Genomic DNA, 25,613 nt, shown 5'->3' on the forward strand with positions numbered 1-25,613 from the left:
GGAGAGAGACATCCCCATGGACAGCCTGTCACTGAAGAACAAGACCGCCATCGTCACCGGCTCCTCGCGCGGCATCGGCCGCGCGATCGCGGTGGCCTATGCGCGCGCCGGCGCGCGCGTGGTCATCACCAGCCGCAAGGCCGAGGCCTGCGCCGCCGTGGTCGACCAGCTGCGGTCCGAAGGGCTGGAAGCCACGGCCATCGCCTGCAACATCTCGCGCAAGGAGGAGGTGCTGAGCCTGGTGGACCAGACCGAGAAGATCTACGGCAGCGTGGACGTGCTGGTGTGCAACGCGGCCGTCAATCCCTACTACGGGCCCCTGTCCGGCATCAGCGACGAGGCCTTCTCCAAGGTGATGGACGTCAACATCCGCTCGAACCTGTGGCTCGTCAATCGCACCGCGCCGGGCATGGCGGCCAAGGGGGGCGGCGCGGTCGTCATCATCAGTTCCGTCGCGGGCCTGACGGGCTCGCGCGTGCTGGGCGCCTATGGCATTTCCAAGGCGGCCGACATGTCGCTGGCGCGCAGCCTGGCGCTGGAGTGGGGCAAGCAGGGCATCCGCGTCAACTGCATCGCGCCCGGCCTGATCAAGACCGACTTCGCCAAGGCGCTGTGGGACAACCCCGACACCCTGGCGTACGCGCTCAAGGCCAGTCCGCTGAACCGCATCGGCGAGCCCGAGGACATCGCGGGCGCGGCGCTGCTGCTGGGCTCCGACGCGGGGCGTTTCATCACCGGCACGAGCATCGTCATCGACGGCGGCGCCACCATCGGAGGCGAATGATGGCTTACCAGGACATCACCGTCGGCGTCGACCAGCGCGTCTGCACGATCACATTGAACCGCCCGGACCGGCTCAACGCCTGGACCGAACGCATGGAGCGCGAGATGCGCGAAGCCGTGCTCGCGGCCGAGGCCGACGAGCAGGTGCGCGCGATCGTCGTCACGGGGGCGGGCCGCGGCTTTTGCGCCGGGGCCGACATGGACATCCTCGAGGCCGGCGTGGCCGCGGGCGGCGCCGAGCCCGAAGCCGCGCCGCCACCCGCCGCCGACGCGCTGCAGGGCCTGGCGCGCAACTACGCCTGGCGCTTCAGCTACCTGCTGCAGGTGCAAAAGCCGGTCTTCGCGGCCATCAACGGGCCCATCGCGGGCATCGGCCTGTGCATGGCGCTGTTCTGCGACTTCCGCTACATGGCCGAAGGCCAGAAGATGACCACGGCTTTTGCCAAGCGCGGCCTGATCGCCGAGCACGGCGCCTCGTGGATGCTGCCGCGCCTGGTGGGCGTGACGCATGCGCTGGACCTGCTGATGTCCGCCCGCACGCTGGTCACGGCCGAGGCGGCGCAGATCGGGCTGGTCAAGGCGCTGCCGGTCGACGGCTTCCTGGCCGCCGTGCAGACCGTGGCGCGCGAGCTGGTGCACAGCGCCTCGCCGCGCTCCATCGGCGTCATCAAGCGGCAGGTCTACGATGGCCTGTTCCAGGACCTGGACCAGGCCTGGCGGCGCGCCGACGCGGACATGGCCGCTTCCTTCGCCAGCGAGGACTTCAAGGAAGGCGTGGCGCACTTCCTGGAAAAGCGCCCGCCGAACTTCAGCGGCCGCTGACGGGCTGCCGCGCGGCCATACGATATAACCGATTGCAGATGAAAGGCCGCGGCAGCAGCCGCCAACGGACCCGCCATGGAAGACGCGCCCCTGAACCGAGAAAGCCTCAACGGCCAGGCCTACGCACGCCTGTGCCGTGACCTCAAGGCCGGGCGCTTCGCCCCGGGCGAGAAACTCAAGCTGCGCGACCTCGCGGCCGAGATGGGCATCAGTCCCACGCCCGTGCGCGAGGCGCTGGCGCGGCTGATTTCCGAACAGGCGCTGGAGCAGGTGGGCCACCATTCGGTGCGCGTGCCCGTGATGGACGAGGCGCGTTTCGCCGAAGTGCGCGAGCTGCGCCTGGTGCTGGAAGGCCGCGCCGCCGAACGCGCTGCCGCCCACGCCACGGCCGCGGACGTGCGCCGCCTGGAAGCCCTGCACGAGGAGATGGCGGCGCAGCACGATGCCGGCGACATCGCCGCCGAACTGCTGGCGGCCGAGCGCTTCCACCGCGAGCTGTGCGCACTGGCGCGCATGCCGGTGCTGCAGCGCATGGTTGAAGGCCTGTGGCTGCAATGCGGGCCGCTGATGCGCGCCCTGCACACGCATGCGCTGGCCCAGCCGCGCAGGCAGCATCCGCACCATGCGGTGCTGCGCGGGCTGCGCAAGAACGACGGCGAGCTCGCGCGCAAGGGCGTGGAAGAAGAGATCGAGCGCACCACGGCGCCCATCCTCGCCTACCTGCGCGAGCAAGCCGGCGAAGGCGCCGCTCCCGCCGTGCGCCGCCGCGCGGGCGCCACGGCCTGAGCCTGCCGGGCGGCGGGCGCCGCCGCGCGCGCGGGGGGCGCGCATGCGCGGCCTGCGCATGCAGCCGCCACATGGCCGGCCATGCCCAATATTCATCCCCGACGCCTTGCCCTCGCGCGGGGGCTGGCCGATCATGCCGGAAAAAACGGGACCGCAGGCACGACGCGCAGACGTCGGCATCGGCACCCGCGGGCCCCGCCCGACGATCCGGAGACACATCAGCATGATCGACTACCGCCATGGCCGCCGGCCGCTGCACGAGTACCTGCGTCTGCATGCCCGCGCCACGCCCGACAAGACGGCCATCGTCTGGTACGGCCGGCGCATCAGTTATGCCGAACTGGACACGCTCAGCGACCGCTTCGCGCAGAGCCTGCGCGCGCACGGGCTGGCCCAGGGCGACGTGGTGGCGCTCTTCCTGCACAACTGCCCCGACTACCTGATCGCCCATTTCGGCGCCCAGAAGCTGGGCGCCGTGGTGAGCCCGTGCAACCCGCATGCGCATGCGCTGGAACTGAGACGCCAGCTGAGCGAGCTGGGCGCGCGCGCCGTGGTGGCGGGCGAGGAACTGCTCGACGTGGCCCGCGAGGCCGGCGCGCTGGACGGCGGCGGCCTGCTCTATGCGGTGCGCTACAGCGATCGTCTGCCCGGCGTGCTGGCCATGGACCTGCCCGACGGCCTGCCGCTGCCCGGCGACCGGCATCCCGAGTGGCCGGCGGGCACGCTGAGCTTGCGCGAGGCGCTGGCGCAGGCCGGGCCCTTCGAGCCGGTGGACGACTTGGCGCTCGATGAGGTGGCCCTGATGGCCTACACCACCGGCACCACGGGCCTGCCCAAGGCCGCCCTGCTCAGCTACGAATGCGCGCTCTACAAGACCGCGGTGAGTGCGGAGGGCTTCCGCCTGGGCGCCGACGACGTGATGCTGGCCGACGTGCCGCTGCACCACATTTCGGGAATGATCACCGGGCTGGACCTGCCCATCTACTGCGGCTGCACGGTGGTGCTGCTGCACCGCTTCGACGCCACCGCGGTGCTGCAGGCCATCGAGGCCTGCCACGTCACCTGGTGGTACACCATGGCCCCTTCGCTGCTGTCGGTGATGGCCTGCGAGGACGCGTCCAGCTACGACCTGCGTTCGCTGCGCGCCACCATCAGCACCAGCTTCGGCGTCAAGCTGAGCGAGTCGCTGGCCCGGCGCTGGAGCCGCTTCGCCAACGGCTGCCTGGTGCACGAGGCCGGCTACGGACTGAGCGAAACCCACACCTGCGACACGCTCATGCCCCCCGATGCCATCCGCTGGGGCACCAACGGCCGGCCGGTGCCCGGCGTGCGCATCCACATCATCGACCCCGACACCGGCGTGGAGCTTCCCGTCGGTTCGCCCGGCGAGATCGTGGTGTGCAGCCCGGTGCCCTTCAAGGGCTACTGGCTGCGCCCCGAGGCCACGCGCGCCGTGGCCTGGGGCGGGGGCGTGCGCACGGGGGACATCGGCGTGCTCGACGCCGACGGCTACCTCACCTTCCTGGGCCGCTGCAAGGAGATGATCAAGGTCTGGAGCTACAGCGTGTTCCCGGAAGAGGTGGAAGCCATCCTGGCCACGCACCCCGACGTGCGGCAGGCTGCGGTGGTCGGCCTGCCCGACCCGGACCGCGGCGAGGCGCTGCAGGCCTACGTGGTGCTCAAGGACGCGGCGGCGGCGCGGGTGTGCCTGGACGGCGCGGGCCGCCCGCGCGACCGCGCGGACCAGAAGATGATCGAGTGGTGCCTGCGCCGGATGTCGCACTACAAGGTGCCGCGCTCCATCATCTTCCGCGAGGGCCTGCCCTCGGCGGACAACGGCAAGCTCATGCGGCGCATGCTGCGCGAGCCCGTCGGCGTGCCCATGGCGGGCGCGGCCGCACCGCCCGGCGCCCGGCCGGGCAAGCTCATGTGAGCGGCGCGCCTAGTTGCGAACGGTGGTGGCGACCAGCCGCGCATCGCGCAGCGCGGCCGTGCGATGGTGCACGATGGCCTGGTACTCGGGCGACTGGATCATCGCGACGAAGGCATCGCGCGAGGGATAGGTCACCATCAGCACTTCGTCCCACTGCTCGCCGGGCGGCGCGATGAGCGCATGGTGCGCATCGCCCTGCCATTGCACCGAGGCCCCCACGCGCGCCAGCAGCGGTGCCACCGCTTCGCTGTAGGCCGCATAGGCCTCGCGGCCGGTGCGTGCGGGCGCCTGCGCGCCGTCGGCCGCCTGCTCGCGGAAGGCCAGCAGGTTGAGCATGACGATCGGGCCCTGCGGCGGCACGCAGCTGAACAGGGCCTTGAAGGTCTCGCGTGTGGGGTCGATGGCGGCGCGTTCGAGGGGCAGGTCCATGGCAAGTCTCCTTGGCGCCGCACTCTAGGGGGCCTGCGGCCGGGGTCCTGTTGCGCGGGCGACAAAGGAACGAAAGCGCCGTCGCGCGTGCGCGCTGCTCCCGCCGGGCCGTGCGCGAAGCGGCTAGCCGTCGCACTTGCGGCGCACGCCGCACAGCGCGTCCCGCGCCCGGAGCGCCGAGGCGATCTGCTTCATGTCCGCGAGCATGCGGCCGAGCAGCCGCCGGGCCTGCGCCCGCAGCAGGCGCGCATTCTCGATCTCCGCGGGCGTGGGCTCGCGCGCGTGCCAGTTGCAGCCGGTGCGGAAGATGCGGCGCTCGGCCGCCTCGGCCTGTTCTTCGGCCGCGCGCCAGGCGAGGAAAGGTGTAGGGTCGTAATGCATGCGCACTCCCGTCCGGGGTGCACAAACAAGCCTGCTCGAGCGTGGCTCTGCGGCTAAGAGGCACTAGAGGAAGCCGCGCAGTACGTGTCCGATGCCAAATGCAGGCAGAGGCCCTGGGGGCGTTCTCCCTGCTGCCGTTGCAGGTTTGGGCGCGCGCAGCCCCGGGCGCCCGCCGGGGCCGGGGCGCTGCAGCGGCAGGCGGCTTGCGCGCGGCCCGCCCGCACGCACGCGGGCGCTGCGCGAGAATCGCCCGCTTTTGCCGCAGGCCGCGCCGTGTCTCTTCTTCTCAAATGCCTGCTGGGCGCTGCTGCCGTGCTGGTCATCGCCCTGCTGTCCAAAACCCGCAACTTCTACATCGCGGGCCTGGTGCCGCTGTTTCCCACCTTCGCGCTGATCGCGCACTACATCGTGGGCACCGAGCGCAGCGCGGCCGACCTGCGCACCACCGCGCTGTTCGGCCTCGCCTCGCTGCTGCCCTACGCGGTGTACCTGCTGGCAGTGTATGGGCTGGCCTTGCGCCTGCCGCTGGGTGCCACGCTGGCCGTGGCGACGCTGGCGTGGTGCGCCGCGGCCGGCGTTCTGCTGCTGGCCTGGAACGCCTGAGCGCCGCCGCGCGCGGGCCTCACGCGCCGCGCTTGGCCGCCAGGTAGCTGCCCAGCTCGTGCTTGGCGATGGCGTTCCGGTGCACCTCGTCCGGGCCGTCGGCCACGCGCAGGTGGCGCGCGTAGGCCCAGAAGTTCACCAGGTGCGTGTCCTGGCTCAGGCCCATCGCACCGAAGGCCTGCATCGCGTCGTCGATGACCTGGATGCAGTTGTTGGGCGCGATGACCTTGATCATCGCGATCTCCTTGGCCGCCACCTTGTTGCCCACCGTGTCCATGCGCCAGGCGGCGTGCAGCACCATCCAGCGCGCCTGGTCGATGAGCATGCGGCCGCGGGCGATGCGCTCGCGCCACACGCCCTGTTCGGCCAGCGGCTTGCCGAAGGCCACGCGCGAAACCACGCGCTCGCACATCATCTCCAGCGCCGACTCGGCCATGCCGATCATGCGCATGCAGTGGTGGATGCGGCCCGGGCCCAGGCGGCCCTGCGCGATCTCGAAGCCGCGGCCCTCGCCCAGCAGGATGTTGGACACCGGCACGCGCACGTTGTCGAAGATCACCTCCGGGTGGCCGAAGGGGGCGTCGTAGTGGTTCACCAGCGCCATGTCGCGCTTGACGGTGATGCCGGGCGTGTCGGCCGGCACGATGATCATCGACTGCTGGCTGTGGCGGTTCGGGTTGTCCGGGTCGGTCTTGCCCATCAGGATGAAGAGCTTGCAGCGCTCGTTCATTGCGCCCGTGATGTACCACTTGCGGCCATTGATCACGTACTCGTCGCCCTGGCGCTCGATGCGCGTGGCGATGTTGGTGGCGTCCGAAGAGGCCACCGCCGGCTCCGTCATCGCGAAGGCGGAGCGGATCTCACCGTCGAGCAGCGGCTGCAGCCAGCGCGCCTTCTGCTCGGCGTTGCCGTAGCGCGCGATGACTTCGGTGTTGCCGGTGTCGGGCGCGCTGCAGTTGAAGGCCTCGGCGCTCCAGTAGCGCCGGCCCATGATCTCGCACAGCGGCGCGTACTCGAGGTTGGTCAGGCCTGGGCCATGTTCGGCTTCGGGCAGGAACAGGTTCCACAGCCCGGCCGCGCGGGCCTTGGGCTTGAGCTCTTCCATCAGCGGCAGGCCGGTGTAGCGGCCGCCGTTCTTCACGGCGTTCAGGTAGGACTGGTGGGCCTCTTCGGCCTGGCGCTGCTCGTTCGGGTAGATGTGTTCGTCCATGAAGGCCAGCAGGCGCTGGCGCAGGTCCTGGACACGGGCGCTGTATTCGAATTGCATGGGAAGGATTCAGGAGGGGAAGGAAAGGAGCGAAGAGGAGCCGGTGTCAGGACCAGGAGAACAGGCCCAGCGTGACCGCGACCAGCGCGGGCTTGTCCTGGCCTTCGATCTCCACGGTGTTCTCGCAGCGCAGCAGCACCCAGCCGTCGTCGCGCGGCTCCACGGCCAGCAGCTTGATGTGGTTGCGCACGCGCGAGCCGGCCGGCACGGGCGACATGAAGCGCAGCTTGTCCATGCCGTAGTTCAGGGACTTGGTGGGCTTCAGGTCCGCCAGCAGTTCGTAGGAAGTGATGGGCAGCATCGACAGCGTGAGGTAGCCGTGCGCGACCGGCGCCTTGAATGGGCTTTCCTTTCTTGCGCGCTCGACGTCGATGTGGATCCACTGGCGGTCCTCGGTGCATTCGGCGAAGGCATCGATGCGCGACTGCGGCATCTGCACCCAGGACGAGGTGCCGATGGACTGGCCGACGAACTGCTGCAGGTTGTCTCGGTTCAGAAGGGGCATGGTTTGCAAAAAAAAGGGGCGGAAGGGGCGATGCACCGATGGTGCCCTGAACGGCGCGCCGCGGCGGAGTCGGGGCATGCAGTCTTTTCATCGGCGGCATGCGGCGCGCTGATGCGAAGCGCGCCGCGCAACGACGAGCATCGGGGCTTCCCCCGTGAAGAAAGGATTTCCGTGAACGCGAGCTTCGACGTGCAGGACGGCATCGCCGTCATCACCATGGACACCCCGCCGGTCAACAGCCTGGGCATCGGCAACCGGCGTTTCATCGCCGATGCGATCCGCCGCGCCGAGAACGACCCGGCCGTGCGCGCCATCGTGCTCACCGGCCGCGGGCGTGCCTTCTGCGGCGGGGCCGACATCCGCGAGTTCAACAAGCCCGAGGCGACGATGGCGCCCGACCTGGTCGACGTGATCCACCGCATCGAAGGGTGCGAGAAGCCGGTGGTTGCTGCCATCCACAGCATTGTGATGGGCGGCGGACTGGAACTGGCGATGGGCTGTCACTATCGCGTCGTGCAGCGCGGCACCCTGGTGTCGCTGCCCGAGGTGCGCATCGGCATCCTGCCCGGCGCCAGCGGCACCCAGCGGCTGCCGCGCCTGATCGGCTTGGAGCCGGCGCTGAACATGATCGTCACCGGCAACACGGTGATGAGCGAAGTGCTGGCCGCGATGCCCGGCCAGAAGCTGTTCGACCAGATCGTGGATGAAGGCGTGGTGCAGGCCGCCGTGGCCCTGGCGCGCGAGAGAGCCGACGTGCGCCCGCTTCCCCGGGTGCGCGAGATGAAGGTGACGCACCCGGCCGCCGAGGCCTACCTGCAGTTCGCGCGCAACAGCGTCGCCGCGATGTCGAAGAACTACCCGGCGCCGCTGCGCTGCCTGGACTGCGTGGCGCAATCGGTGAAACTGCCGTACGAGAAGGCCATGGCCTATGAGCGCGCGGCCGTGACCGAGCTGGTGTGGACGCCGGAGAGCGCCGCGCTGCGCAACGCCTTCTTCGCCGAGCGCGCCGCCAGCAAGATCCCCGACGTTCCGGAAGACACGCCCAAGCGCGAGATCAAGACCGTGGGCGTGATCGGCGCCGGCACCATGGGCGGGGGCATCGCCATGAACTTCCTGAACGCCGGCATTCCCGTCACCATCCTGGAAACCAAGCAGGAAGCCCTGGACCGGGGCGTGGCCACCATCCGCAAGAACTACGAGGCCCAGGTCAAGAAGGGCAAGCTCAAGCAGGACAAGTACGACGAGCGCATGGCGCTGCTCAAAACGACGCTGAGCTACGACGACCTCAAGAGCGCCGACCTCATCATCGAGGCCGTCTTCGAGGAACTGGGCGTCAAGGAAACCGTCTTCAAGAAGCTCGACGAGATCGCCAAGCCCGGCGCCATCCTGGCCTCCAACACCTCCACCCTGGACGTGGACAAGATCGCCGCCTTCACCCAACGCCCGCAGGACGTGGTCGGCATGCACTTCTTCAGCCCGGCCAACGTCATGAAGCTGCTGGAAGTCGTGCGCGGCGCCAAGACCGGCAAGGACGTGCTGGCCACCGTCATGGCCATCGCCAAGAAGATCAAGAAGACCGCCGTCGTCTCCGGCGTGTGCGACGGCTTCATCGGCAACCGCATGATCGAGCAATACAGCCGCCAGGCCGGCTTCCTGCTCGACGAAGGCGCCACCCCGCAGCAGGTGGACAAGGCCATCGAGAAGTTCGGCTTCGCCATGGGCCCGTTCCGCATGGGCGACCTGGCCGGCAACGACATCGGCTGGGCGATCCGCAAGCGCCGCGCCACCGAGCGGGCCGACATGAAGTACAGCAAGACGGCCGACAAGCTGTGCGAGCTGGGCCGCTTCGGCCAGAAGACCGGCGCGGGCTGGTACGACTACCAGCCGGGCAAGCGCGACGCCATCCCCAGCGAGCTCGTGAACAAGATGATCGAGGACCACCGCAAGGAGCTCGGCATCACCCCGCGCAAGATCAGCGACGAGGAGATCGTGCAGCGCCTGGTGTACGCCCTGGTCAACGAAGGCGCGCACATCCTGGAAGACGGCATCGCGAGCAAGTCGGGCGACATCGACATGGTGTACCTCACGGGCTACGGCTTCCCGATGCACCGCGGTGGGCCGATGCACTACGCCAGCCAGGTGGGGCTGTACAACGTGGCCGAGACGATGAAGCGCTTTGCCAAGAACCCGCTGGACGACGCGAAGTTCTGGGAGCCGGCGCCGCTGATCCGCAAGCTGGTGGCCGAGGGCCAGGGCTTCGCCTGAGCCTTGGCGCGCGCCCGCGGCGTGCTCAGAAGGCGGCGGCCGCGCCGCGCACCTGCAGGCCTTCCAGGGCCCAGGACGCGTCGTCGGTCACCTGCAGGCCGCGGGCCGCGGCCCGGCCTGCCAGCGCTTCGGCCTGCGCCTTCGTGAACACCAGCGCATCGATGCCGCTGCCGGCCGCGTCGGCCGCGGGCACGAAGCGCAGCGCGGCCGGGGCCGTGCGCAGCAGGGGCACGCCCCCGGCGTCGCGCGCGAGCGGCAGGTCCAGCAGCTGGGCCCAGTGGCCGGCCACGCGTTCGGGCGCGCGCACGCGCAGGTCGATGGCCAGCAGCGCGGCCTGCGGCGTCGGGGGCAGCGGCGCCCTCGCTTCGGGGGCGGCATGCCATTCCACGGCGCACGCCCCGGTGTCCAGCGTTTCGAGCCGCAGGTAGCTGCCGCAGCCGAAGTCCACGCCGGCGAGCGGCGACAGGCCCAGGCGCTGCAGGTGGTGGCGCCGCGGGCCGAGGTCCTGCGCGTCCTGGTGCCACTGCACCGTGTCGGCCAGGGCGGGGCGCGGCCCGCCGGACACCGGCGAGCTGGCCTGGACGCGCGCCTCCACGCGCAGGCCGGCGAGGGCGTAATGCCGCCGCGGCGCGGCGCCCGGGGCGGCCGGCGGATCGACGCGGATCGACGGCAGCTGCAGCACCGCTTCGAGCGCCTCGGCCGCGGCGCCCAGGTCCGCGAAGCCCAGGCGCAGGCCAAGCAGCATCGGCACGGGGGCGGGCAGGCGCATGGCCGGTGCCTCGCTCAGCGCACAGCCTGGGCGCGGTCCCAGCCCAGCTGGGCCAGCTGGCGCGCCTGGCGCCCGGCCTCCAGCGCATGCGCGTTCGAGGCATTGCCCGCCAGCGCGCGCCCGAGGATGCCCTGCGCGATGGCCGCGGCCCGGAAGAGGTTGAAGGCGGCATAGAAGTGCCACAGCGCCGGATCCAGCGCGGGCAGGCAGCGCCGCTCGCGGTAGCGCTGCAGGTAGTCGGCCTCGGTGGGCAGACCCTGGGTGCGCAGCTGCGCGTCGCCCAGGTCCCCCAGGCCGCGGAAGGGCGGCGGCAACTGCCAGGCCATGCAGTGGTAGGCGAAGTCGGCCAGCGGGTCGCCAAGGGTGGACAGCTCCCAGTCCAGCACCGCGATCACGCGCGGCGCCGCGCGGTCGAACACCAGGTTGTCGAGCCGGAAGTCGCCATGCACCAGGCGCGTGGCGCTGTCGGCCGGCTGGTGCGCGGGCAGCCAGGCCATCAGCTGTTCCATGGCCTCGATGCGCTCGGTCTCGCTGGCGCGGTACTGGCGGCTCCAGCGGTCGATCTGGCGCGCGACGTAATGCCCGCTGCGGCCGTAGTCGCCCAGGCCCGCGGCCTGCACGTCCACTTCGTGCAGGGCGGCGATCACGCGGTTCATGTCGTCGCAGACCGCGGCGCGCTCGGCGGCCGGCAGCTCGGGCAGTTTCGGGTCCCAGAGGATGCGGCCTTCGACGAAGTCCATGACGTAGAAGGCCGAGCCGATGACGGCCGGGTCCTCGCACAGCGCATGCATGCGCGGCACCGGCACGCCGGTGCCGGCCAGCGCGCGCATCACGCGGTACTCGCGCTCCACGGCATGGGCCGAAGGCAGCAAGGGGCCCGCCGGCTTGCGCCGCAGCACGTAGCGGCGCTCGGCGCTCTCGACCAGGAAGGTGGGGTTGGACTGGCCGCCCTTGAATTGCGAGACCGCCAGGCGCTGCCGTGCGCTGCGGTCGACCTGGTCGGCGAACCATTCGCGCAGCCGGTCCTCGTCGAAGCGGTGGCCCTCGCGCACGGCCGTGGTGCCGGTGAAGAATTCGGACATCGGGTCTTTCGCCCCCTGCGGGGCATGTCTCCTCGGAGAATGCGCAGGGCGCCCCCTGCGCGCATGATCGAACGGTCTGATTTGTTCCAACTCCGGGCAAGGCTACGGGCGGCGGGGCGTCCTTGCCAATGAATGCTCGGAATGCGCCCGGATACAGCCCATGCATATCTCGAGGGTCGATCTCAACCTGCTGGTCGTGCTGGACACGATCTACACCGAAGGCGGCATCACCAAGGCCGCGGAGAAGCTGCACCTGACGCAGCCTGCGATCAGCCATGCGCTGGGGCGCCTGCGCGACCTGTTCAACGACCCGCTGTTCGAGCGCCAGGGCCACAAGATGGTGCCCACGGCGCTGACCAAGCGCATGATCGATCCGCTGCGCGGCTCGCTGCAATCGCTGGGCTCGCTGCTCAACGAGACGCAGAGCTTCGAGCCCGCCAGCTCCCGGAAACGCTTCGTGGTGGGCCTGCGCGACTTCATGGAGTCGACCGTGATGCCGCCGCTCATGCGCACGCTGGCGCAGGAGGCGCCCGAGGTGGAGATCGCGAGCGTGCGCGCCAACCGCCGCAGCCTCGAAGGCGAGCTGGCCGCCGGCACGCTGGACCTGGCGGTGGACGTGCTGCTGCCGCTGTCGGACGCAGTGAAGTTCACGCGCATCAGCGTGGACGGCGTGGCCGTGGTGGTGCGCAAGGACCACCCGGTGATCCGCGGCAGCCTCGACCTCGACACCTACCTCGCGCAGCGCCACATCCTCGTCACCACGCGGCGGCAGGGTCCGGGTTTCGAGGACATCGAGCTGCGCCGCCTGGGCGTGCAGCGGCAGGTGGCGCTGCGCTGCCAGTACTATTTCGCGGCCTGCCGCACGGTGTCGCAGACCGACCTGGTGCTGACCATGCCCGAAAGCTATGCGCACATGGCGAACCGCCAGTTCGGCAACCAGGTGCTGCCCATGCCGGCGCCGCTGTCCTCGCTGGATGCGTACATGTACTGGCATGCGAGCACCGACAACGACGCGGCCAACCGGTGGCTGCGGTCGGTGATGATGAGCTGCTACACGCGCTGATGCCGGACCGCGGGAGCGCCCCGCGGACCGGGGCGCGCGCCCGAGGCCGCGGTGCTCCTCATTCCGCGCGGTCGGCCTTGAAGTAGGGCTGCGAAGACTCCATGAACGCATGGTGCAGACCGGCCAGTTCCACGGCCGCCTGCTGCGCGCGGCCGCGCGCCTCGGTGTCGCCGCCGCGCATGGCGCGCACCGCGGCCTCGAAGCGCTGCGTGGCGGCCTTCCAGGCGTCGTAGCGCTGGCAGAAGACCTCGAAGTCCAGCGCGTCATCGGCGCGCGGGCCTTCCAGCGGCACTTCGCCGCGCGCGGCCTTCACTTCGTCGGGGCTGTACTCCACGTTAGGGCCTTCGATGAAGGTCTCGGCCGTGCGGCGCAACTCGGCGGCCGTGGGCGCAGGGCGCGCGAGGAAGGATTCGTCAGGCAGGCTCATGGGGGGCTCCGGTGGGGGCATCGGTCACGATGCGGGTGGCCGTCGCGTCCAGGCGCGGCGGCGTCTCGAAGGTGTGGAAGGGCGCGGGCGAGGGCACTTCCCATTCCAGGCCCTCGGCGCCTTCCCAGGGGCGCGCCGGGGCCGGCCGGCCCCGGCCGCGCAGCGCGGGCCAGAGGACGAAGAGCGCGAACCAGGCCTGCGCCAGGCCGAATGCAAAGGCGCCCAGCGAGGCGACGAGGTTGAAGTCGGCGAACTGCATCGGGTAGTCGGCATAGCGCCGCGGCATGCCGGCCAGGCCCAGGAAATGCAGCGGGAAGAAGCCGACGTTGAAGCTCAGGATCGACACCCAGAAGTGGATCTGCCCGCGCCGCTCGGCGTACATCACGCCCGTCCACTTGGGCGACCAGTAGTAGTAGCCCGCGAACATTGCGAACAGCGAGCCGGCCACCAGCACGTAGTGGAAGTGCGCCACCACGTAATGCGTGTCGTGCACCTGGATGTCCACCGGCGAGACCGACAGGATCACGCCGCTGAGCCCGCCGATGGAGAACACGAAGATGAAGCCCAGCGCGAACAGCATGGGCGTCTCCAGCGTGATCGAGCCCTGCCACATCGTCGCGATCCAGTTGAACACCTTCACCGCCGTCGGCACGGCCACCAGCATGGTGGCGTACATGAAAAAGAGCTGCCCCGTGACCGGCATGCCCGTGGTGAACATGTGGTGGGCCCAGACGATGAAGCTCAGGATGGCGATGGACGCCGTGGCGTACACCATCGATGAATAGCCGAACAGCTTCTTGCGCGAGAAGGCCGGCACCACCTGGCTGATGATGCCGAAGGCCGGCAGGATCATGATGTAGACCTCGGGGTGGCCGAAGAACCAGAAGATGTGCTGGAAGAGCACCGGGTCGCCGCCGCCGGACGGGTTGAAGAAGCTGGTGCCGAAATGCCGCTCGGTCAGCAGCATGGTCACCGCGCCGGCCAGCACCGGCATCACGGCGATCAGCAGGTAGGCGGTGATCAGCCAGGTCCAGCAGAACAGCGGCATCTTCATCAGCGTCATGCCCGGGGCGCGCATGTTCAGCACGGTGACGATGATGTTGATGGCGCCCATGATCGAGCTGGCGCCCATGATGTGGATGGCGAAGATGCCGAAGTCCATGGCCGGACCCATCTGCAGGCTCAGCGGCGGGTACAGCGTCCAGCCCGAGGCGGCGGCGCCGCCGCTCATGAAGAAGGGCACGATCAGCAGCACGGCCGCGGGCGGCAGCAGCCAGAAGCTGAAGTTGTTCATGCGCGCGAAGGCCATGTCGGACGCGCCCACCTGCAGCGGGATCATCCAGTTTGCGAAGCCCACGAAGGCCGGCATGATGGCGCCGAAGACCATCACCAGGCCGTGGATGGTGACGAACTGGTTGTACAGCTCGGGGTTGAAGAACTGCAGCCCGGGCTGGAACAGCTCGGCGCGGATGGCCAGTGCCAGCACGCCGCCCACCAGCAGCATGCCGAAGCTGAACAGCAGGTAAAGCGTGCCGATGTCCTTGTGGTTCGTGCCCATCAGCCAGCGCCGCCAGCCGTGCGGCAGCGCGTGGTGTTCGTCAGGGGCGGCGCCGGCATCGGCAGGCGCGGCGGTGGTGGGCGGGGCGAGGGTGCTCATGCGCGGGCTCCGTCAGGTCGGATAGGGATGCGGGCATCGGGCCAGGGGTCGCCGCTGCGGCGCCGGGCCAGCCCGTGTGCGAACTCGGCCGCGAAGCGTTCGCGCTGCGGGCCGTTCAGCTGCGCGGCCAGCGCAATGCGCAGGGCGCCGCTGCACAGCACGGGCGCCTGGCCCGCGCGCGGGCGTTCGAGCCGCGCCCAGGCCGGGTTCAGCCGCAGCGTGCGGGTGTGCAAGCCGTGCTGCGTCTGGACGATCAGGGCCTGCGGGTCCAGCTCCAACGTTTCGCCGTCGAGCGCATGCACCGCATGGCACAGCGCCGCCGCCGCCAGCGCCAGGCCCTGCAGCAGGCAGAAGGCCAGCACCAGCGGGTAGCCGGCCATGCAGAAACCCAGGCCGATGGCGCCCGGCACGGCGCAGGCGGCGCCCACGTGCAGCGCAAACACCTCCGGCGGCAGGGCGCAGCGGCGATGCAGCCGCCATCGCAGGGGCCAGCATGGCGCCCGCTGGGGTGGCGGCGCAGGGCCGCCCGGGCAGGGGGCGGCGCAGGGGCGGGGACGCGGTGTTCATGGGCACGGCGGCGCGGCAATCGCCATGCCCGGGCCCGTCGGCGCTGCAGGCGGCACGGGGCACCCGCGTGCGCCGCGCGGCTGGGCGCGCAGCCCCCGGCGCGCCCGCGGCCGTCAATGCAGCCGCGTGGCGGGCAGCCGGGGCATCGCGCGGGCGCCCCGGCCGCCGCGCGACGCGGCCAGCGCCAGCGCGAGCCCCAGCACGCCGCCCAGCGCGAGCGCGACCTTGTTGCCGCTGAGCGCCCGCGCCGCGCTGGACGCGATGGCCGGCGCGCGGCCGGCCACCAGCCGCGTGCGCAGCTTGGTCATCTCCCAGCCGAGCTCGCCCAGCCGCTCGGGCATGCGCGCTTCGGCCGCGGGCAGCACCTGCGTTTCTTCGTCCGCCACGTGGTGCATCACCACGCGCATCAGCGCCTGCACGGCCTCGTCCAGGGCGGGCGTGTGTTCGTCAGCGTTGCGCACGCGCGCGATCAGCTCGCGGATCTCCTGATGATCCTGCACGCTGTGCTGGGCGTCGAAGTCGGGATCGGCGGCGCGCAGCGCGGGATAGAAGACCTGCTCTTCCAGCTCGGCATGGATTTCCAGCGCCAGGCACAGGTGGTCCGCCAGGCCGCGCTTGGCGCGCGGCGGCGTGTCGCGCTTGTACTGGTGGAAGGTCGACATCGCATGGGTGTGGTCCAGGCGGATCATGTTGGTGACGCTGGGCATCAGGGCTTGGGGCGTGTTCATCGAGGGGCCTTTGGGGATGAAGAAGGAGGGAGATCGCCCATGCTGTGGCCCGCGCCTTTCGCACCCTGTAGGACGGCGCACCGTGGGCGGGGAAGCGGCGCCGCGCCGGGCATGCAGGCCGGCCGGGCGCGCGGCATGGATGCGCCGGCCGCCGCTGCCGGCCAGGCGCGCGGGCCGCGTAGGACGGCACGGCGCCGGGCGCCGCCGCTTCTGGGTGACGGCAATCCGGGCAAGAACCACGTGCTGCTCTACCGGCGCCTGCTGAAGTGGCTGGGCCTGAACACCGGCGCGCACCTGGGCGCACCCTTGTTCGAACAGGGGGCGATCCAGCTGGCGCCGGGCCTTTCGGGGCGCGAGATGCTGCCCGAGGTGATCGGCTTCAACCTGGGCTACGAGCAGTTGCCGCTGCACCTGCTGATCACTGCCTGCGAGCTCAACGAACTGGGCATCGACCCGTACTACTTCACCTTGCACGTGACGGTGGACAACACGGCCAGCGGCCATGCGGTCAAGGCCGTGGACGCGGTGATCGACAACAGCCGGCGCGACGCCGACCCGCGCGAATTCCTGCGGCGCGTGCGCCAGGGCAACCTGCTCAACGACCTGGGCGTGGGGGTGCCACAGGTGCTGCTGGCGATCCCGAAGGCAGCCGGTTCTGGCGGTTGCCGCGCGGCGAGCGGGACGAGATGTTCGGCGTCGTCGATGGCGACGAACTGCAGGTGCTGCACGACTGATCATGCAGGCGTGAGCACGAGCCACCGGCGTGCAGGCGCATGGCGGCCCCGGGCGGGCGGCGCGGGCGACTTCAGGGGCGGCGAGAAGCACAGCGCGGCCGGCGGGCCCGCGCGAAGTCGCGCGGGCTTCGTGATCTGACTCATCGCGCTTGTTTGAACGCAGCGCCGCGCAGCGGCGCGAAGTGAGTTCGCGATGCCGCCGGCCGCGCGCGCATCGCAGCGAAGTCGGCGCGCAGCGCCGACCGTCCCTGCAGGAGCCCGTGCCGCCCGCCCGGAGCCGCCATGCGCGGGGCGCCCCCTTCGCGCCGCCAGCCTCGGCGCCGCCATGGCCAGGCGCAACACGGCCCCGCCCAGCGAGCAGATGCCGTCGCGCATGCGGCCGGCACTGAACCCCGGGAATTTCCCCGTCCTACACGCCCGCGCCCGGGCGGCACCCATCATGGGCGCTTCTGCATTCCACCCCGCACAAACACCATGAGCATCATCGGCGCCATCATCATCGGCTTCCTCGTCGGCCTCATCGCGCGGGCCCTGCTGCCCGGCAAGCAGGCCATGGGCTTCATCCTCACCACGGTGCTGGGCATCGTCGGCGCGCTGCTGGCCACCTGGGTCGGCCGCGCCATGGGCTGGTACGCCGACGGCGCGGCAGCCGGCTTCATCGCGTCCACCCTGGGGGCCATCGTCGTGCTGCTGATCTACGGTGCCATTGCAGGGCGTTCGCGTTGAGACGCTGCACCTCGAGCTGGCACGGCGCGTCGGCCAGGCCGACACGGCCGCCCCCCGAAGCCTGAGCATTCCTCGCCCGCCCGGCTCTGGATCGTGCGGCACGGCCAGAGCGCAGGCAAGGTCGCGCGCGAGGCGGCCGACGCCGGCGGCCTGGCCGTCATCGACATCGCCATGCGCGACATCGACGTGCCGCTGTCGGAGCTCGGGCGCCAGCAATCGCTGGCCCTGGGCGACGGGTTCGCGCAGATGCCCATCGGACAGGGGCCGGAAGTCGTCCTGTGCTCGCCCTGCGTGCGTGCGCGCCAGGGAAACCGCTGAACTCATCGCCCGCCGGGCGCGCTGGGCCGGCGATGCGGTGATCACCCGCCTGCGCAAGCGTGCGCGCGGCACCCTAAGATCGCGCCTCCTTCCCTCGCTCATCGTTCATCGCGCCCGTGACCTGTTCGTGGCCCACCTTCCGCCAGGCCCGCCCTGCCGACGCAGGCCGCTGCTTCGAGATCGAAAGCGCCGCCTACGAAGGCGACGAGGCCGCCACGCTGGCGAAGATCCGCACGCGCATCCTGCAATACCCGCAGGGCTTCCTGGTCATGGAGCTGCAGGGCGAGGTGATCGGCTTCATCAACAGCGGATGTGCGCACGCAGTCGCCATGGCCGACGAGGCCTTCAAGGAACTGATCGGGCATGACCCTGCCGCGCCCCATGTGGTCATCATGTCGGTCGCCATCGACCCGCGTCACCAGGGTCGCGGCCATGCCTCGCGGATGATGCGCACCTTCGTCGCGCAGATGCGGCAGGCAGGAAAACGCGACATCCACCTCATGTGCAAGGAGCGGCATGTGGCGCTGTATGCGCGGCTGGGCTACCGCTATGTGCAGCCGTCGGCCTCGAAGCACGGCGGCATGGCGTGGCACGAGATGGTGATGGCGCTCTGAACGGGCCAGGTTCCTCACCGAGAACCCGGGACGCGGATGCGTGAACGCAAAAAAACCCGGCCGCCCATGGAGCGGCCGGGTTCGCGGGGCGACTGCAGCGCGGGCCGTGCCGGCCCGTCTGCACGCGGATCACAGCTGCGTGGGCAGCTGGCTGTTGGCGAAGGCGCCTCGCTCCAGGTTCTGCGTGCCGTCATGGGCCGCGGCGATGGCTTCGGCCTGCACGGCGGCGCGGTCGCGGCCGTTGCGCAGGGCGGCCATCGGGATGGCCGACGAGGGCACGTTCTGGTTGGCGGCATGGGCGGCCGTCACGGCCTGCTGCTGCACGTCGGCGCGGCTCAGGGCCGAGACGGGGGCTTGCACGCCCTGGTATTCCTCGGCCTGGGCCACACCGGCAACGGCGGCGAAGGAGAGGGCGGCAACGGCAAAAATCTTCGAGGTCTTCATGGTTCTGACTCCTGGCTTCTTGATAGCGGTTTGAACTGAGAGCGGGGCCGGCGGAATTGCCTGGCACTTCGCTTCGGGTCGGCGTTCAAGGTATCGCTGGCCCGTGAGATGAATTGTGGGCCGGGGCGTTGGGTAGAAACCCGCAGGTTTTCAAACGGGGCGTTTCAGTTCCGGAAACAATGAACCCGGCCGATGGGCCGGCGCCGTGGCATCCGCACGCGGGGCGGCCGCAGGCCCGCGGCCTCATTCGGCGCTGTCTTGTGCGTGCGCATGGCCCAGCAGACGGCTGAGCGCGCGGGCTTCGTGCTGCACGGCGCGTGCGATGGGGCCTGCGGGGGTGGCGTCGAAGCCGCCCGTCGCGCCGAGGGCCGTGAGCACGGCGCACACGCGTCCCGAATGGTCGTGGATGGGGGCCGACACGGCGCTGATGCCGCGCAGGTTGGTGCCGACCACGCTGGCGCAGCCGGCCGCGCGCACGGATTCGCGCAAGCGCTCGATGGGCGACTGCGCATCCAGTTGCTGGCGCAGCGTTTCGGGGGCCGCGGCCAGTTCCTCCTCGGCCAGGGCGCGCACGGCCCGCTCGTCCAGAAAGCCCAGGAAGGCGCGGCCGGTGGCCGACCACAGCAAAGGCAGCACGGAGCCCGGCCGCACGTTCACCGTCACGGGCAGGCCCGGCTCCTCGATGCGCAGCACCGTGGGCCCCTTGTTGCCCAGCACGGCGATGAAGCTCGTCACCTCCAGCTGTTCGCGCAGGCGCACCAGCGCCGGCTCGGCCACGCGGATCGGATCGGCCTGCCGCATGGCGGCCAGGCCGATGCGGATGGCTTCGGCGCCCAGGTGGTACTGCTGCGAGCCGCTGTCCTGCGCCACCAGCCCTTCCTCCTGCAGGCTGGCCAGGTAGCGGTGCACCTTGGCCGGGCTTTCGCCGATGTGCGCGGCCAGGGCCGTGAGGCTGGCCCGCCCGCCCAGCCGGGCCAGGCCCTTGAGCACGGCCATGCCGGTTTCGGCCGACTGCACGCGCTGGCGGCGCGCCCGCGGGCGCCCGGTGTCGGCGCTGGATTCAGAAGGGAGGTGGGCGGAAGCGCGCGGCATGGGAAGGGGGTGGATCCTGGGGAAACTCCGAGGGCGGAATTTACGCATATCGAATCAAAATTACGCAATACGTGATTCCCCACGGTCCTATCCCAGGAGACGATTTCATGAAGAAGCTCATCGCCGGCTGCCTGCTGGCCCTGCCGCTGCTGGCGCCCGCGCTGGCCCAGGCGCAGGCCTATCCGTCCAAGCCCATCCGCTGGGTGGTGCCCTATCCGGCCGGCGGCGGGTCGGACTTCCTGGCCCGCACCATCGGCCAGACCCTGTCCACGCAGGCCGGCCAGCCGGTGCTGGTCGACAACAAGCCCGGCGGCAACACGGCCATCGGCGCGGCCGACGTGGCGCGCTCGCCGGCCGACGGCTACACCGTGCTGTCGGCCGACAACGGCACCATGATCTTCAACAGCGCGCTGTACAAGTCGCTGAGCTACAGCCCCACCAAGGACCTGGCGCCCGTCACGCTGATGGGCCGCTTCCCGATGATCCTGGTGGTGGGCCCGGCCGTGACGGCCAAGGACGCCAAGGAGTTCATCGCCCAGATCAAGGCCAGCCCCGACGGCGTGAACTACGGCTCGGCCGGTGCCGGCAGCCCGCACCACCTGGCGATGGAACTGCTGAAGGTCGAAGCCGGCCTGAAGATGACGCACGCCCCGTACCGCGGCGCCGCGCCTGCGCTGGCCGACGTGGCCGGCAACCAGATCCCGGCCATGATGGTCGACCTGGCCGCGGGCGCCGGCTTCATCAAGGGCGGCAAGGTGCGCCCGCTGGCCGTGGCCAATGCCAAGCGCCTGCCGCAGCTGCCCGACGTGCCCACCTTCGCCGAGCTGGGCTACAAGAACGTGGAAGCCGCCGCGCTGGTCGGCATGGTGGTGCCCGCCGCCACGCCCCAGGCCACCGTCGATGCGCTGAACAAGCGCGTGGTGGCCGCCATCCACGAACCGGCCGTCAAGCAGAAGCTGATCGACTTCGGCGTGGAGCCCGTGGGCAGCACGCAGGCCGAGTTCGCCGCGCTGATCCAGAGCGAAACCACGCGCTGGCACAAGCTGATCAAGGACCTGCACATCACGCTGGACTGATCGGTTCCCGGCCCCGGGTGCGCGGCCTGCGCATCCGGGGCTTTTTGCTTTTGTTTTCTGCCGTTCGTGATGTCCTGCGCCGGAGCCCCCGATGAACACCGCTGCCCCTGAAACCGTCGCCCCTGCACCTGTCACCGCCGCCCGGGGTGGCTGCCCCATCGACCACGCCGCGCTGTCGGCGCACAAGGCGCCCAACGGCTGCCCCGTGAGCGCGCGCGCCGCCGACTTCGACCCCTTCAGCGACGGCTACCAGCAGGACCCGCCCGAGTACGTGCGCTGGGCGCGCGAGCAGGAGCCCGTGTTCTACAGCCCGCAACTGGGCTACTGGGTGGTCACGCGCTACGAGGACATCAAAGCCGTCTTCCGCGACAACATCACCTTCAGCCCGTCCATCGCGCTCGAGAAGATCACGCCCACCGGGCCCGAGGCCAACGCGGTGCTGGCGCAGTACGGCTTCGCGCTCAACCGCACGCTGGTCAACGAGGACGAACCGGCCCACATGCCGCGCCGCCGCGCGCTGATGGACCCCTTCACGCCCGAGCACCTGGCGCACCACGAGCCGCTGGTGCGCCGGCTGGCGCGCGAGTACGTGGACCGCTTCATCGACGACGGCCGCGCTGACCTGGTGGACCAGATGCTGTGGGAAGTGCCGCTCACGGTGGCGCTGCACTTCCTGGGCGTGCCCGAGGAAGACATGGACAAGCTGCGCGAATACTCGATCGCGCACACCGTCAACACCTGGGGCCGGCCCAAGCCCGAGGAGCAGGTGGCTGTGGCGCATGCCGTGGGCAACTTCTGGCAGCTGGCCGGCAAGGTGCTGGCCAAGATGCGCGAGAACCCCGACGCCGACGGCTGGATGCAGTACGGCATCCGCAAGCAAAAGGAGATGCCGGAGGTCGTCACCGACTCGTACCTGCACTCGATGATGATGGCCGGCATCGTGGCCGCGCACGAGACCACGGCCAATGCCACGGCCAACGCGGTGAAGCTGCTGCTGCAGCATCCGCACGTGTGGCGCGAGATCTGCGAAGACCCCTCGCTCATTCCCAATGCGGTGGAAGAGTGCCTGCGCCACAACGGCTCGGTGGCCGCCTGGCGCCGGCTGGCCACGGCCGATTGCGAAGTGGGCGGCGTGCGCATCCCCGCCGGCAGCAAGCTGCTGATCGTCACCTCGTCGGCCAACCACGACGAAGGCCATTTCGCCGATGCCGACCTGCTGGACATCCGCCGCGACAACGCGAGCGACCACCTGACCTTCGGCTACGGCTCGCACCAGTGCATGGGCAAGAACCTGGCGCGCATGGAAATGCAGGTCTTCCTGGAAGAGTTCACGCGCCGCCTGCCGCACATGAAACTGGCCGCGCAGACCTTCAGCTACGTGCCCAACACATCGTTCCGCGGCCCCGAGCACCTGTGGGTGGAATGGGACCCGGCGCACAACCCCGAGCGCCGCGACCCGGCCGTGCGCACTGGCGAGCGCTCGCCCGTGCGCATCGGCGAGCCCTCGGCGCATGCGATCACGCGGCCCGTGGTGGTGCAGCAGGCACGCGCCGCGGCCGAGGGCGTGCTGCACCTGCGCCTGGCCGCCGCCGATGGCGGCAGCCTGCCGCGCTGGGCGCCGGGTTCGCACATCGACGTCGAGTGTGGGGACACCGGCCTGTCGCGCCAGTATTCGCTGTGCGGCGACCCGGCCGACACCGGCGCCTTCGAGATCGCCGTGCTGCGCGACCCCGGGAGCCGCGGCGGCTCGGCCTGGGTGCACACGCAGGTGAAAGCAGGCGACCGGCTGCGCATCCGCGGCCCGCGCAACCACTTCCGGCTGGACGAAGGTGCGCAGCGCTTCATCTTCGTGGCCGGTGGCATCGGCATCACGCCCGTGATGGCCATGGCGCGCCGCGCGCGCGAACTGGGCAGGCCCTACGAACTGCACTACTGCGGGCGCCGGCGCGAAGGCATGGCCTTCATCGCCGAACTGCAGGCGCTGCACGGCGATGCGCTGCACCTGCACGTGAGCGGCGAAGGCTCGCGCCTTCGGCTCGATGCGCTGCTCGCCACGCCCGAGGCCGGCACGCAGGTCTATGCCTGCGGCCCGCTGCGCATGCTCGAAGCGCTGGAAAGCGCCTGCGCCCACTGGCCCGAGGACACGCTGCGCGTGGAGCACTTCGAGTCCACCCTGGGCACGCTGGACCCGTCGAAGGAACAGGCCTTCGAGGTCGAGCTCAAGGATTCGGGCCTGACCTTGCCCGTGCGCGCCGACCAGACCCTGCTGGCCGCGCTGCGCGCCGCCAACATCGACGTGCAGAGCGACTGCGAGGAGGGCCTGTGCGGTTCCTGCGAGGTGCGCGTGCTGCAGGGCCCCATCGACCACCGCGACCTGGTGCTCACGCGCAGCGAGCGCGAAGCCGGCCAGCGCATGATGAGCTGCTGCTCGCGCGCCTGCGGGGGCGGAAAGCTGGTGCTGGCCCTTTAGCCGCGCGCGGCCTTTACGCGGCCCGGCGAGCTGGGTATGGCCGCTGCGTTCTCTGTGCGGTGATGCCGGCGCAACTTCTGACCGCATCGACATGAGCTGCACCAGAACGGAGCGGACCGCATGCCGCAATCCCTGCGCCTTTTCCCACGCCCGGATTCGTATCAGCCAAGTCGTTGCGAAAACGTGACATTTGTCTCTGGAAACGCGGAAAGAGCCGTGGGAAATCCAACGGCCCCGTGGCCATCTCTCCAACAATTCGGTCGTCAGCAGTGTTCTTTGCCGGGCAGTGCCCGCTTGAGGAGAAGGCTTCATGAACCGAATTCCTGCCGCGACGGGTGCCGAAATGGGCGCTGCGCCGCGTCCCCGTGCCGACCTTCCGCCATTGCCGGGCAGAGCCGAGTGGGCCCGCAAGGGCATGTTTGCGGCAGCGACTGTCGCGCTGGTGATGGCGAGCGGTGGCGCAATGGCGCAGGCGGGGCCCCCCGGGCCGCCCGGGCCGTCCGGGCCGCCCGGGCCGAGAGGTGAGCAGGGGCTGCCAGGCGAACCGGGTTATCCTGGCAGCCCCGGTGCCGATGGCGCTCCGGGAGCGCCAGGCACACCCGGTACCGACGGCGCTCCGGGAGCGCCAGGCGAACCGGGTGCTCCGGGCGCACCGGGTGCACCGGGTGCACCGGGTGCTCCGGGCGCTACCGGCGCCACAGGTGCGCCGGGTACTGCAGGGACCCCAGGTGCCACCGGCGCGAAAGGCGACAAGGGCGACAAGGGCGACAAGGGCGACACGGGTGCAACGGGCGCCACCGGAGCCAAGGGCGACAAGGGAGATAAAGGCGACAAGGGCGACACCGGCCCCGCTGGCAAGGACGCCGACGTGGCAGGCGTGGTGCAGTACCACCAGAATCCCGATGGCAGCTTCGACAAGAACAAGCTCGACCTCAACGCCTCCGGCAATGGGCCGACCACGATCTCCAATCTGGCGGACGGTGTGAATGGCAACGATGCGGTGAATGTGAACCAGCTGAACCAGTCGGCCAACAAATGGGTGACGGGCAACGTCCTGGACTACAAGGCGCCCACCGCGATTGGCGTGAACGCCACCGCCATTGGCAGCGGAGCCATCGCGATCGGCAACAACTCGGTGGCGTTGGGCGCAAATTCCACGGACGAGGGCCGTGCGAACGTGGTGTCGATGGGTGCGCCGGGCGCGGAACGGCAGATCACCAACGTGGCGGCCGGCACCCGCGGCACGGATGCCGTGAACGTGAACCAGCTCAACCAGGGCCTCGGCGTGCTGAACTACCAGCTGACCCGCATGGACAGTCGCATCGACAAGGTGGAGCGCAATGCCTATGCCGGCGTGGCGGCGGCCGTGGCCATGCACATGCCGGCCAGCTACGTGCCGGGCAAGACCGTGATGCGCATCGGCGCGGGGGTGTTTCGGGGTGAGAGTGCCTTGAGTCTGACCTTCCGCCGCACCGCTGAAAACAACGCCTGGAGCCTCACGGGCGGGGTGGGTGTGAGCCGCGGCGGCACGGCGGCCGCGCTGGGCGCGGAATGGGTGTTCGAGTGACCGGCCGCCGAAGGACCTGACCATGAAGATTCAACAGCGAGCTCCTTCGCGTGCAGGCACCCGCCTGCGCGCCGTCACCGTCACCTTGGCCGCACTGCTGGCGCTGGGCGGCTGCGCGGCCCCCGGGCCGCGCATCGATGCCGACGCCCAGGCGCGCGCGGGCGCGAATGCGCCGGCCGCTCCGTCGGCGCAGGACTTTCCGTCGCCAGATTCCGCGAAGTGGAAACAGGGCGCTTTCGCGCCGCTGCAAGGGCTGCGGGCCATGCGCACCGGCATGGGCAAGGACCAGGTGCGCGAGGCCCTGGGCTTTCCGCACTTCAGCGAAGGCCTGTGGGGCGTGCGCGAATGGAACTACCTCTTCCACTTCCGCACGGGCGCCGGGCCGGAGTTCCGGACCTGCCAGTACATGGTCCGCTTCAACGCCGATGCGTTGACCGAGGGCCTGTACTGGAAGGACCCGGCCTGCCCAGGCGCGCTCTGAGCCCCATCGTTCCAGCCGCACCTT

General features: G+C 70.4%; 26 protein-coding genes and 1 pseudogene. 15 read left to right on the top strand and 12 right to left on the bottom strand.

Annotated features, from left to right (window positions below; translation table 11 throughout):
- The first annotated feature begins 16 nt into the window (after window positions 1-16).
- The 4 genes from LG388_RS15955 (at window position 17) to LG388_RS15970 (ending at window position 4,324) form a co-directional block, all read left to right on the top strand.
- Window positions 17-784, top strand: a complete 768-nt coding sequence (locus LG388_RS15955; protein WP_225783730.1) for an SDR family NAD(P)-dependent oxidoreductase — start codon at window positions 17-19, stop codon at window positions 782-784.
- Window positions 784-1,605 (top strand): enoyl-CoA hydratase-related protein, encoded by an 822-nt coding sequence (locus LG388_RS15960; RefSeq protein WP_225783731.1) that lies wholly within the window; start codon window positions 784-786, stop codon window positions 1,603-1,605. Before LG388_RS15955 ends, LG388_RS15960 begins: the two co-directional genes overlap by 1 nt.
- Window positions 1,606-1,680: 75 nt before the next feature.
- Window positions 1,681-2,391, top strand: coding sequence for a GntR family transcriptional regulator (locus tag LG388_RS15965; protein WP_225783732.1), 711 nt, complete (start codon window positions 1,681-1,683; stop codon window positions 2,389-2,391).
- Between the two features lie 223 nt (window positions 2,392-2,614).
- On the top strand, window positions 2,615-4,324 hold the full coding sequence (locus tag LG388_RS15970; protein WP_225783733.1) for an AMP-binding protein: 1,710 nt from the start codon (window positions 2,615-2,617) through the stop codon (window positions 4,322-4,324).
- 9 nt (window positions 4,325-4,333) lie between these two features.
- Here LG388_RS15970 and LG388_RS15975 read toward each other — a convergent pair whose 3' ends face one another.
- A complete protein-coding gene (locus LG388_RS15975) occupies window positions 4,334-4,753 on the bottom strand; it encodes a DUF1330 domain-containing protein (protein ID WP_225783734.1) in 420 nt (139 codons plus the stop codon).
- 123 nt (window positions 4,754-4,876) lie between these two features.
- Window positions 4,877-5,134, bottom strand: coding sequence for a hypothetical protein (locus tag LG388_RS15980; protein ID WP_225783735.1), 258 nt, complete (start codon window positions 5,132-5,134; stop codon window positions 4,877-4,879).
- A 273-nt stretch (window positions 5,135-5,407) separates the two neighbouring features.
- On the opposite strand from LG388_RS15980, the gene LG388_RS15985 reads away from it, so the two are divergent.
- Complete coding sequence (locus LG388_RS15985) at window positions 5,408-5,737, top strand: GlpM family protein (RefSeq protein ID WP_225783736.1); 330 nt, start codon at window positions 5,408-5,410, stop codon at window positions 5,735-5,737.
- A 19-nt stretch (window positions 5,738-5,756) separates the two neighbouring features.
- Here the strand turns inward: LG388_RS15985 and LG388_RS15990 are convergent, their stop codons facing one another.
- A complete protein-coding gene (locus LG388_RS15990) occupies window positions 5,757-7,004 on the bottom strand; it encodes an acyl-CoA dehydrogenase family protein (protein WP_225783737.1) in 1,248 nt (415 codons plus the stop codon).
- Between the two features lie 46 nt (window positions 7,005-7,050).
- Complete coding sequence (locus LG388_RS15995; RefSeq protein WP_225783738.1) at window positions 7,051-7,509, bottom strand: MaoC family dehydratase; 459 nt, start codon at window positions 7,507-7,509, stop codon at window positions 7,051-7,053.
- A 171-nt stretch (window positions 7,510-7,680) separates the two neighbouring features.
- Here LG388_RS15995 and LG388_RS16000 point away from each other — a divergent pair, with 171 nt between their 5' ends.
- Window positions 7,681-9,774, top strand: a complete 2,094-nt coding sequence (locus tag LG388_RS16000; protein WP_225783739.1) for a 3-hydroxyacyl-CoA dehydrogenase NAD-binding domain-containing protein — start codon at window positions 7,681-7,683, stop codon at window positions 9,772-9,774.
- 25 nt (window positions 9,775-9,799) lie between these two features.
- Here LG388_RS16000 and LG388_RS16005 read toward each other — a convergent pair whose 3' ends face one another.
- A complete protein-coding gene (locus LG388_RS16005) occupies window positions 9,800-10,543 on the bottom strand; it encodes a hypothetical protein (protein WP_225783740.1) in 744 nt (247 codons plus the stop codon).
- A gap of 14 nt (window positions 10,544-10,557) precedes the next feature.
- Window positions 10,558-11,625 carry a phosphotransferase gene (locus LG388_RS16010; RefSeq protein WP_225783741.1) on the bottom strand — a complete coding sequence of 356 codons (1,068 nt, stop codon included), beginning with the start codon at window positions 11,623-11,625 and terminating at the stop codon, window positions 10,558-10,560.
- A 160-nt stretch (window positions 11,626-11,785) separates the two neighbouring features.
- On the opposite strand from LG388_RS16010, the gene LG388_RS16015 reads away from it, so the two are divergent.
- On the top strand, window positions 11,786-12,688 hold the full coding sequence (locus LG388_RS16015) for a LysR family transcriptional regulator (RefSeq protein ID WP_225783742.1): 903 nt from the start codon (window positions 11,786-11,788) through the stop codon (window positions 12,686-12,688).
- Window positions 12,689-12,746: 58 nt separating this feature from the next.
- Here LG388_RS16015 and LG388_RS16020 read toward each other — a convergent pair whose 3' ends face one another.
- The 4 genes from LG388_RS16020 to LG388_RS16035 form a co-directional block, all read right to left on the bottom strand.
- Window positions 12,747-13,115, bottom strand: coding sequence for a hypothetical protein (locus LG388_RS16020; RefSeq protein WP_225783743.1), 369 nt, complete (start codon window positions 13,113-13,115; stop codon window positions 12,747-12,749).
- The gene (gene ctaD / locus LG388_RS16025; RefSeq protein ID WP_225783744.1) at window positions 13,102-14,772 is read right to left on the bottom strand and encodes a cytochrome c oxidase subunit I; all 1,671 of its coding nucleotides are present in this window, start codon (window positions 14,770-14,772) and stop codon (window positions 13,102-13,104) included. The genes LG388_RS16020 and ctaD overlap by 14 nt, the downstream gene beginning before the upstream one ends.
- Window positions 14,769-15,257: a DUF2244 domain-containing protein gene (locus LG388_RS16030; protein ID WP_370630206.1), complete on the bottom strand. Its 489-nt coding sequence runs from the start codon at window positions 15,255-15,257 to the stop codon at window positions 14,769-14,771. The genes ctaD and LG388_RS16030 overlap by 4 nt, the downstream gene beginning before the upstream one ends.
- A gap of 195 nt (window positions 15,258-15,452) precedes the next feature.
- Window positions 15,453-16,067 (bottom strand): hemerythrin domain-containing protein, encoded by a 615-nt coding sequence (locus LG388_RS16035; RefSeq protein ID WP_225783745.1) that lies wholly within the window; start codon window positions 16,065-16,067, stop codon window positions 15,453-15,455.
- A 210-nt stretch (window positions 16,068-16,277) separates the two neighbouring features.
- Between LG388_RS16035 and LG388_RS16040 the strand changes: the two are divergent.
- The 4 genes and pseudogenes from LG388_RS16040 to LG388_RS16055 form a co-directional block, all read left to right on the top strand.
- Window positions 16,278-16,798 (top strand): annotated as a pseudogene (locus tag LG388_RS16040) (iron-containing redox enzyme family protein); the annotation flags it as partial.
- 477 nt (window positions 16,799-17,275) lie between these two features.
- Entirely contained in the window at window positions 17,276-17,527 is a 252-nt protein-coding gene (locus LG388_RS16045; protein WP_225783746.1) for a GlsB/YeaQ/YmgE family stress response membrane protein, read from the top strand.
- Between the two features lie 93 nt (window positions 17,528-17,620).
- Window positions 17,621-17,845 (top strand): phosphoglycerate mutase family protein, encoded by a 225-nt coding sequence (locus tag LG388_RS16050; RefSeq protein WP_225783747.1) that lies wholly within the window; start codon window positions 17,621-17,623, stop codon window positions 17,843-17,845.
- A gap of 116 nt (window positions 17,846-17,961) precedes the next feature.
- Window positions 17,962-18,459, top strand: coding sequence for a GNAT family N-acetyltransferase (locus LG388_RS16055; RefSeq protein ID WP_225783748.1), 498 nt, complete (start codon window positions 17,962-17,964; stop codon window positions 18,457-18,459).
- Window positions 18,460-18,588: 129 nt separating this feature from the next.
- Here the strand turns inward: LG388_RS16055 and LG388_RS16060 are convergent, their stop codons facing one another.
- Window positions 18,589-18,903 (bottom strand): alpha/beta hydrolase, encoded by a 315-nt coding sequence (locus tag LG388_RS16060; protein ID WP_225783749.1) that lies wholly within the window; start codon window positions 18,901-18,903, stop codon window positions 18,589-18,591.
- A 243-nt stretch (window positions 18,904-19,146) separates the two neighbouring features.
- On the bottom strand, window positions 19,147-19,995 hold the full coding sequence (locus LG388_RS16065) for an IclR family transcriptional regulator (protein ID WP_225783750.1): 849 nt from the start codon (window positions 19,993-19,995) through the stop codon (window positions 19,147-19,149).
- A 107-nt stretch (window positions 19,996-20,102) separates the two neighbouring features.
- Here LG388_RS16065 and LG388_RS16070 point away from each other — a divergent pair, with 107 nt between their 5' ends.
- From LG388_RS16070 to LG388_RS16095, 4 genes are all read left to right on the top strand, one after another.
- Window positions 20,103-21,071 (top strand): tripartite tricarboxylate transporter substrate binding protein, encoded by a 969-nt coding sequence (locus LG388_RS16070; protein WP_225783751.1) that lies wholly within the window; start codon window positions 20,103-20,105, stop codon window positions 21,069-21,071.
- A gap of 91 nt (window positions 21,072-21,162) precedes the next feature.
- Window positions 21,163-23,541 (top strand): cytochrome P450/oxidoreductase, encoded by a 2,379-nt coding sequence (locus LG388_RS16075; protein ID WP_225783752.1) that lies wholly within the window; start codon window positions 21,163-21,165, stop codon window positions 23,539-23,541.
- A 310-nt stretch (window positions 23,542-23,851) separates the two neighbouring features.
- Window positions 23,852-25,108: a YadA-like family protein gene (locus LG388_RS26700; RefSeq protein WP_255632179.1), complete on the top strand. Its 1,257-nt coding sequence runs from the start codon at window positions 23,852-23,854 to the stop codon at window positions 25,106-25,108.
- 22 nt (window positions 25,109-25,130) lie between these two features.
- A complete protein-coding gene (locus LG388_RS16095) occupies window positions 25,131-25,589 on the top strand; it encodes an outer membrane protein assembly factor BamE (RefSeq protein WP_225783753.1) in 459 nt (152 codons plus the stop codon).
- Window positions 25,590-25,613: the final 24 nt, after the last annotated feature.

It is taken from the genome of Xenophilus sp. Marseille-Q4582, from assembly GCF_916700565.1.
Taxonomy (GTDB): domain Bacteria; phylum Pseudomonadota; class Gammaproteobacteria; order Burkholderiales; family Burkholderiaceae_C; genus Xenophilus.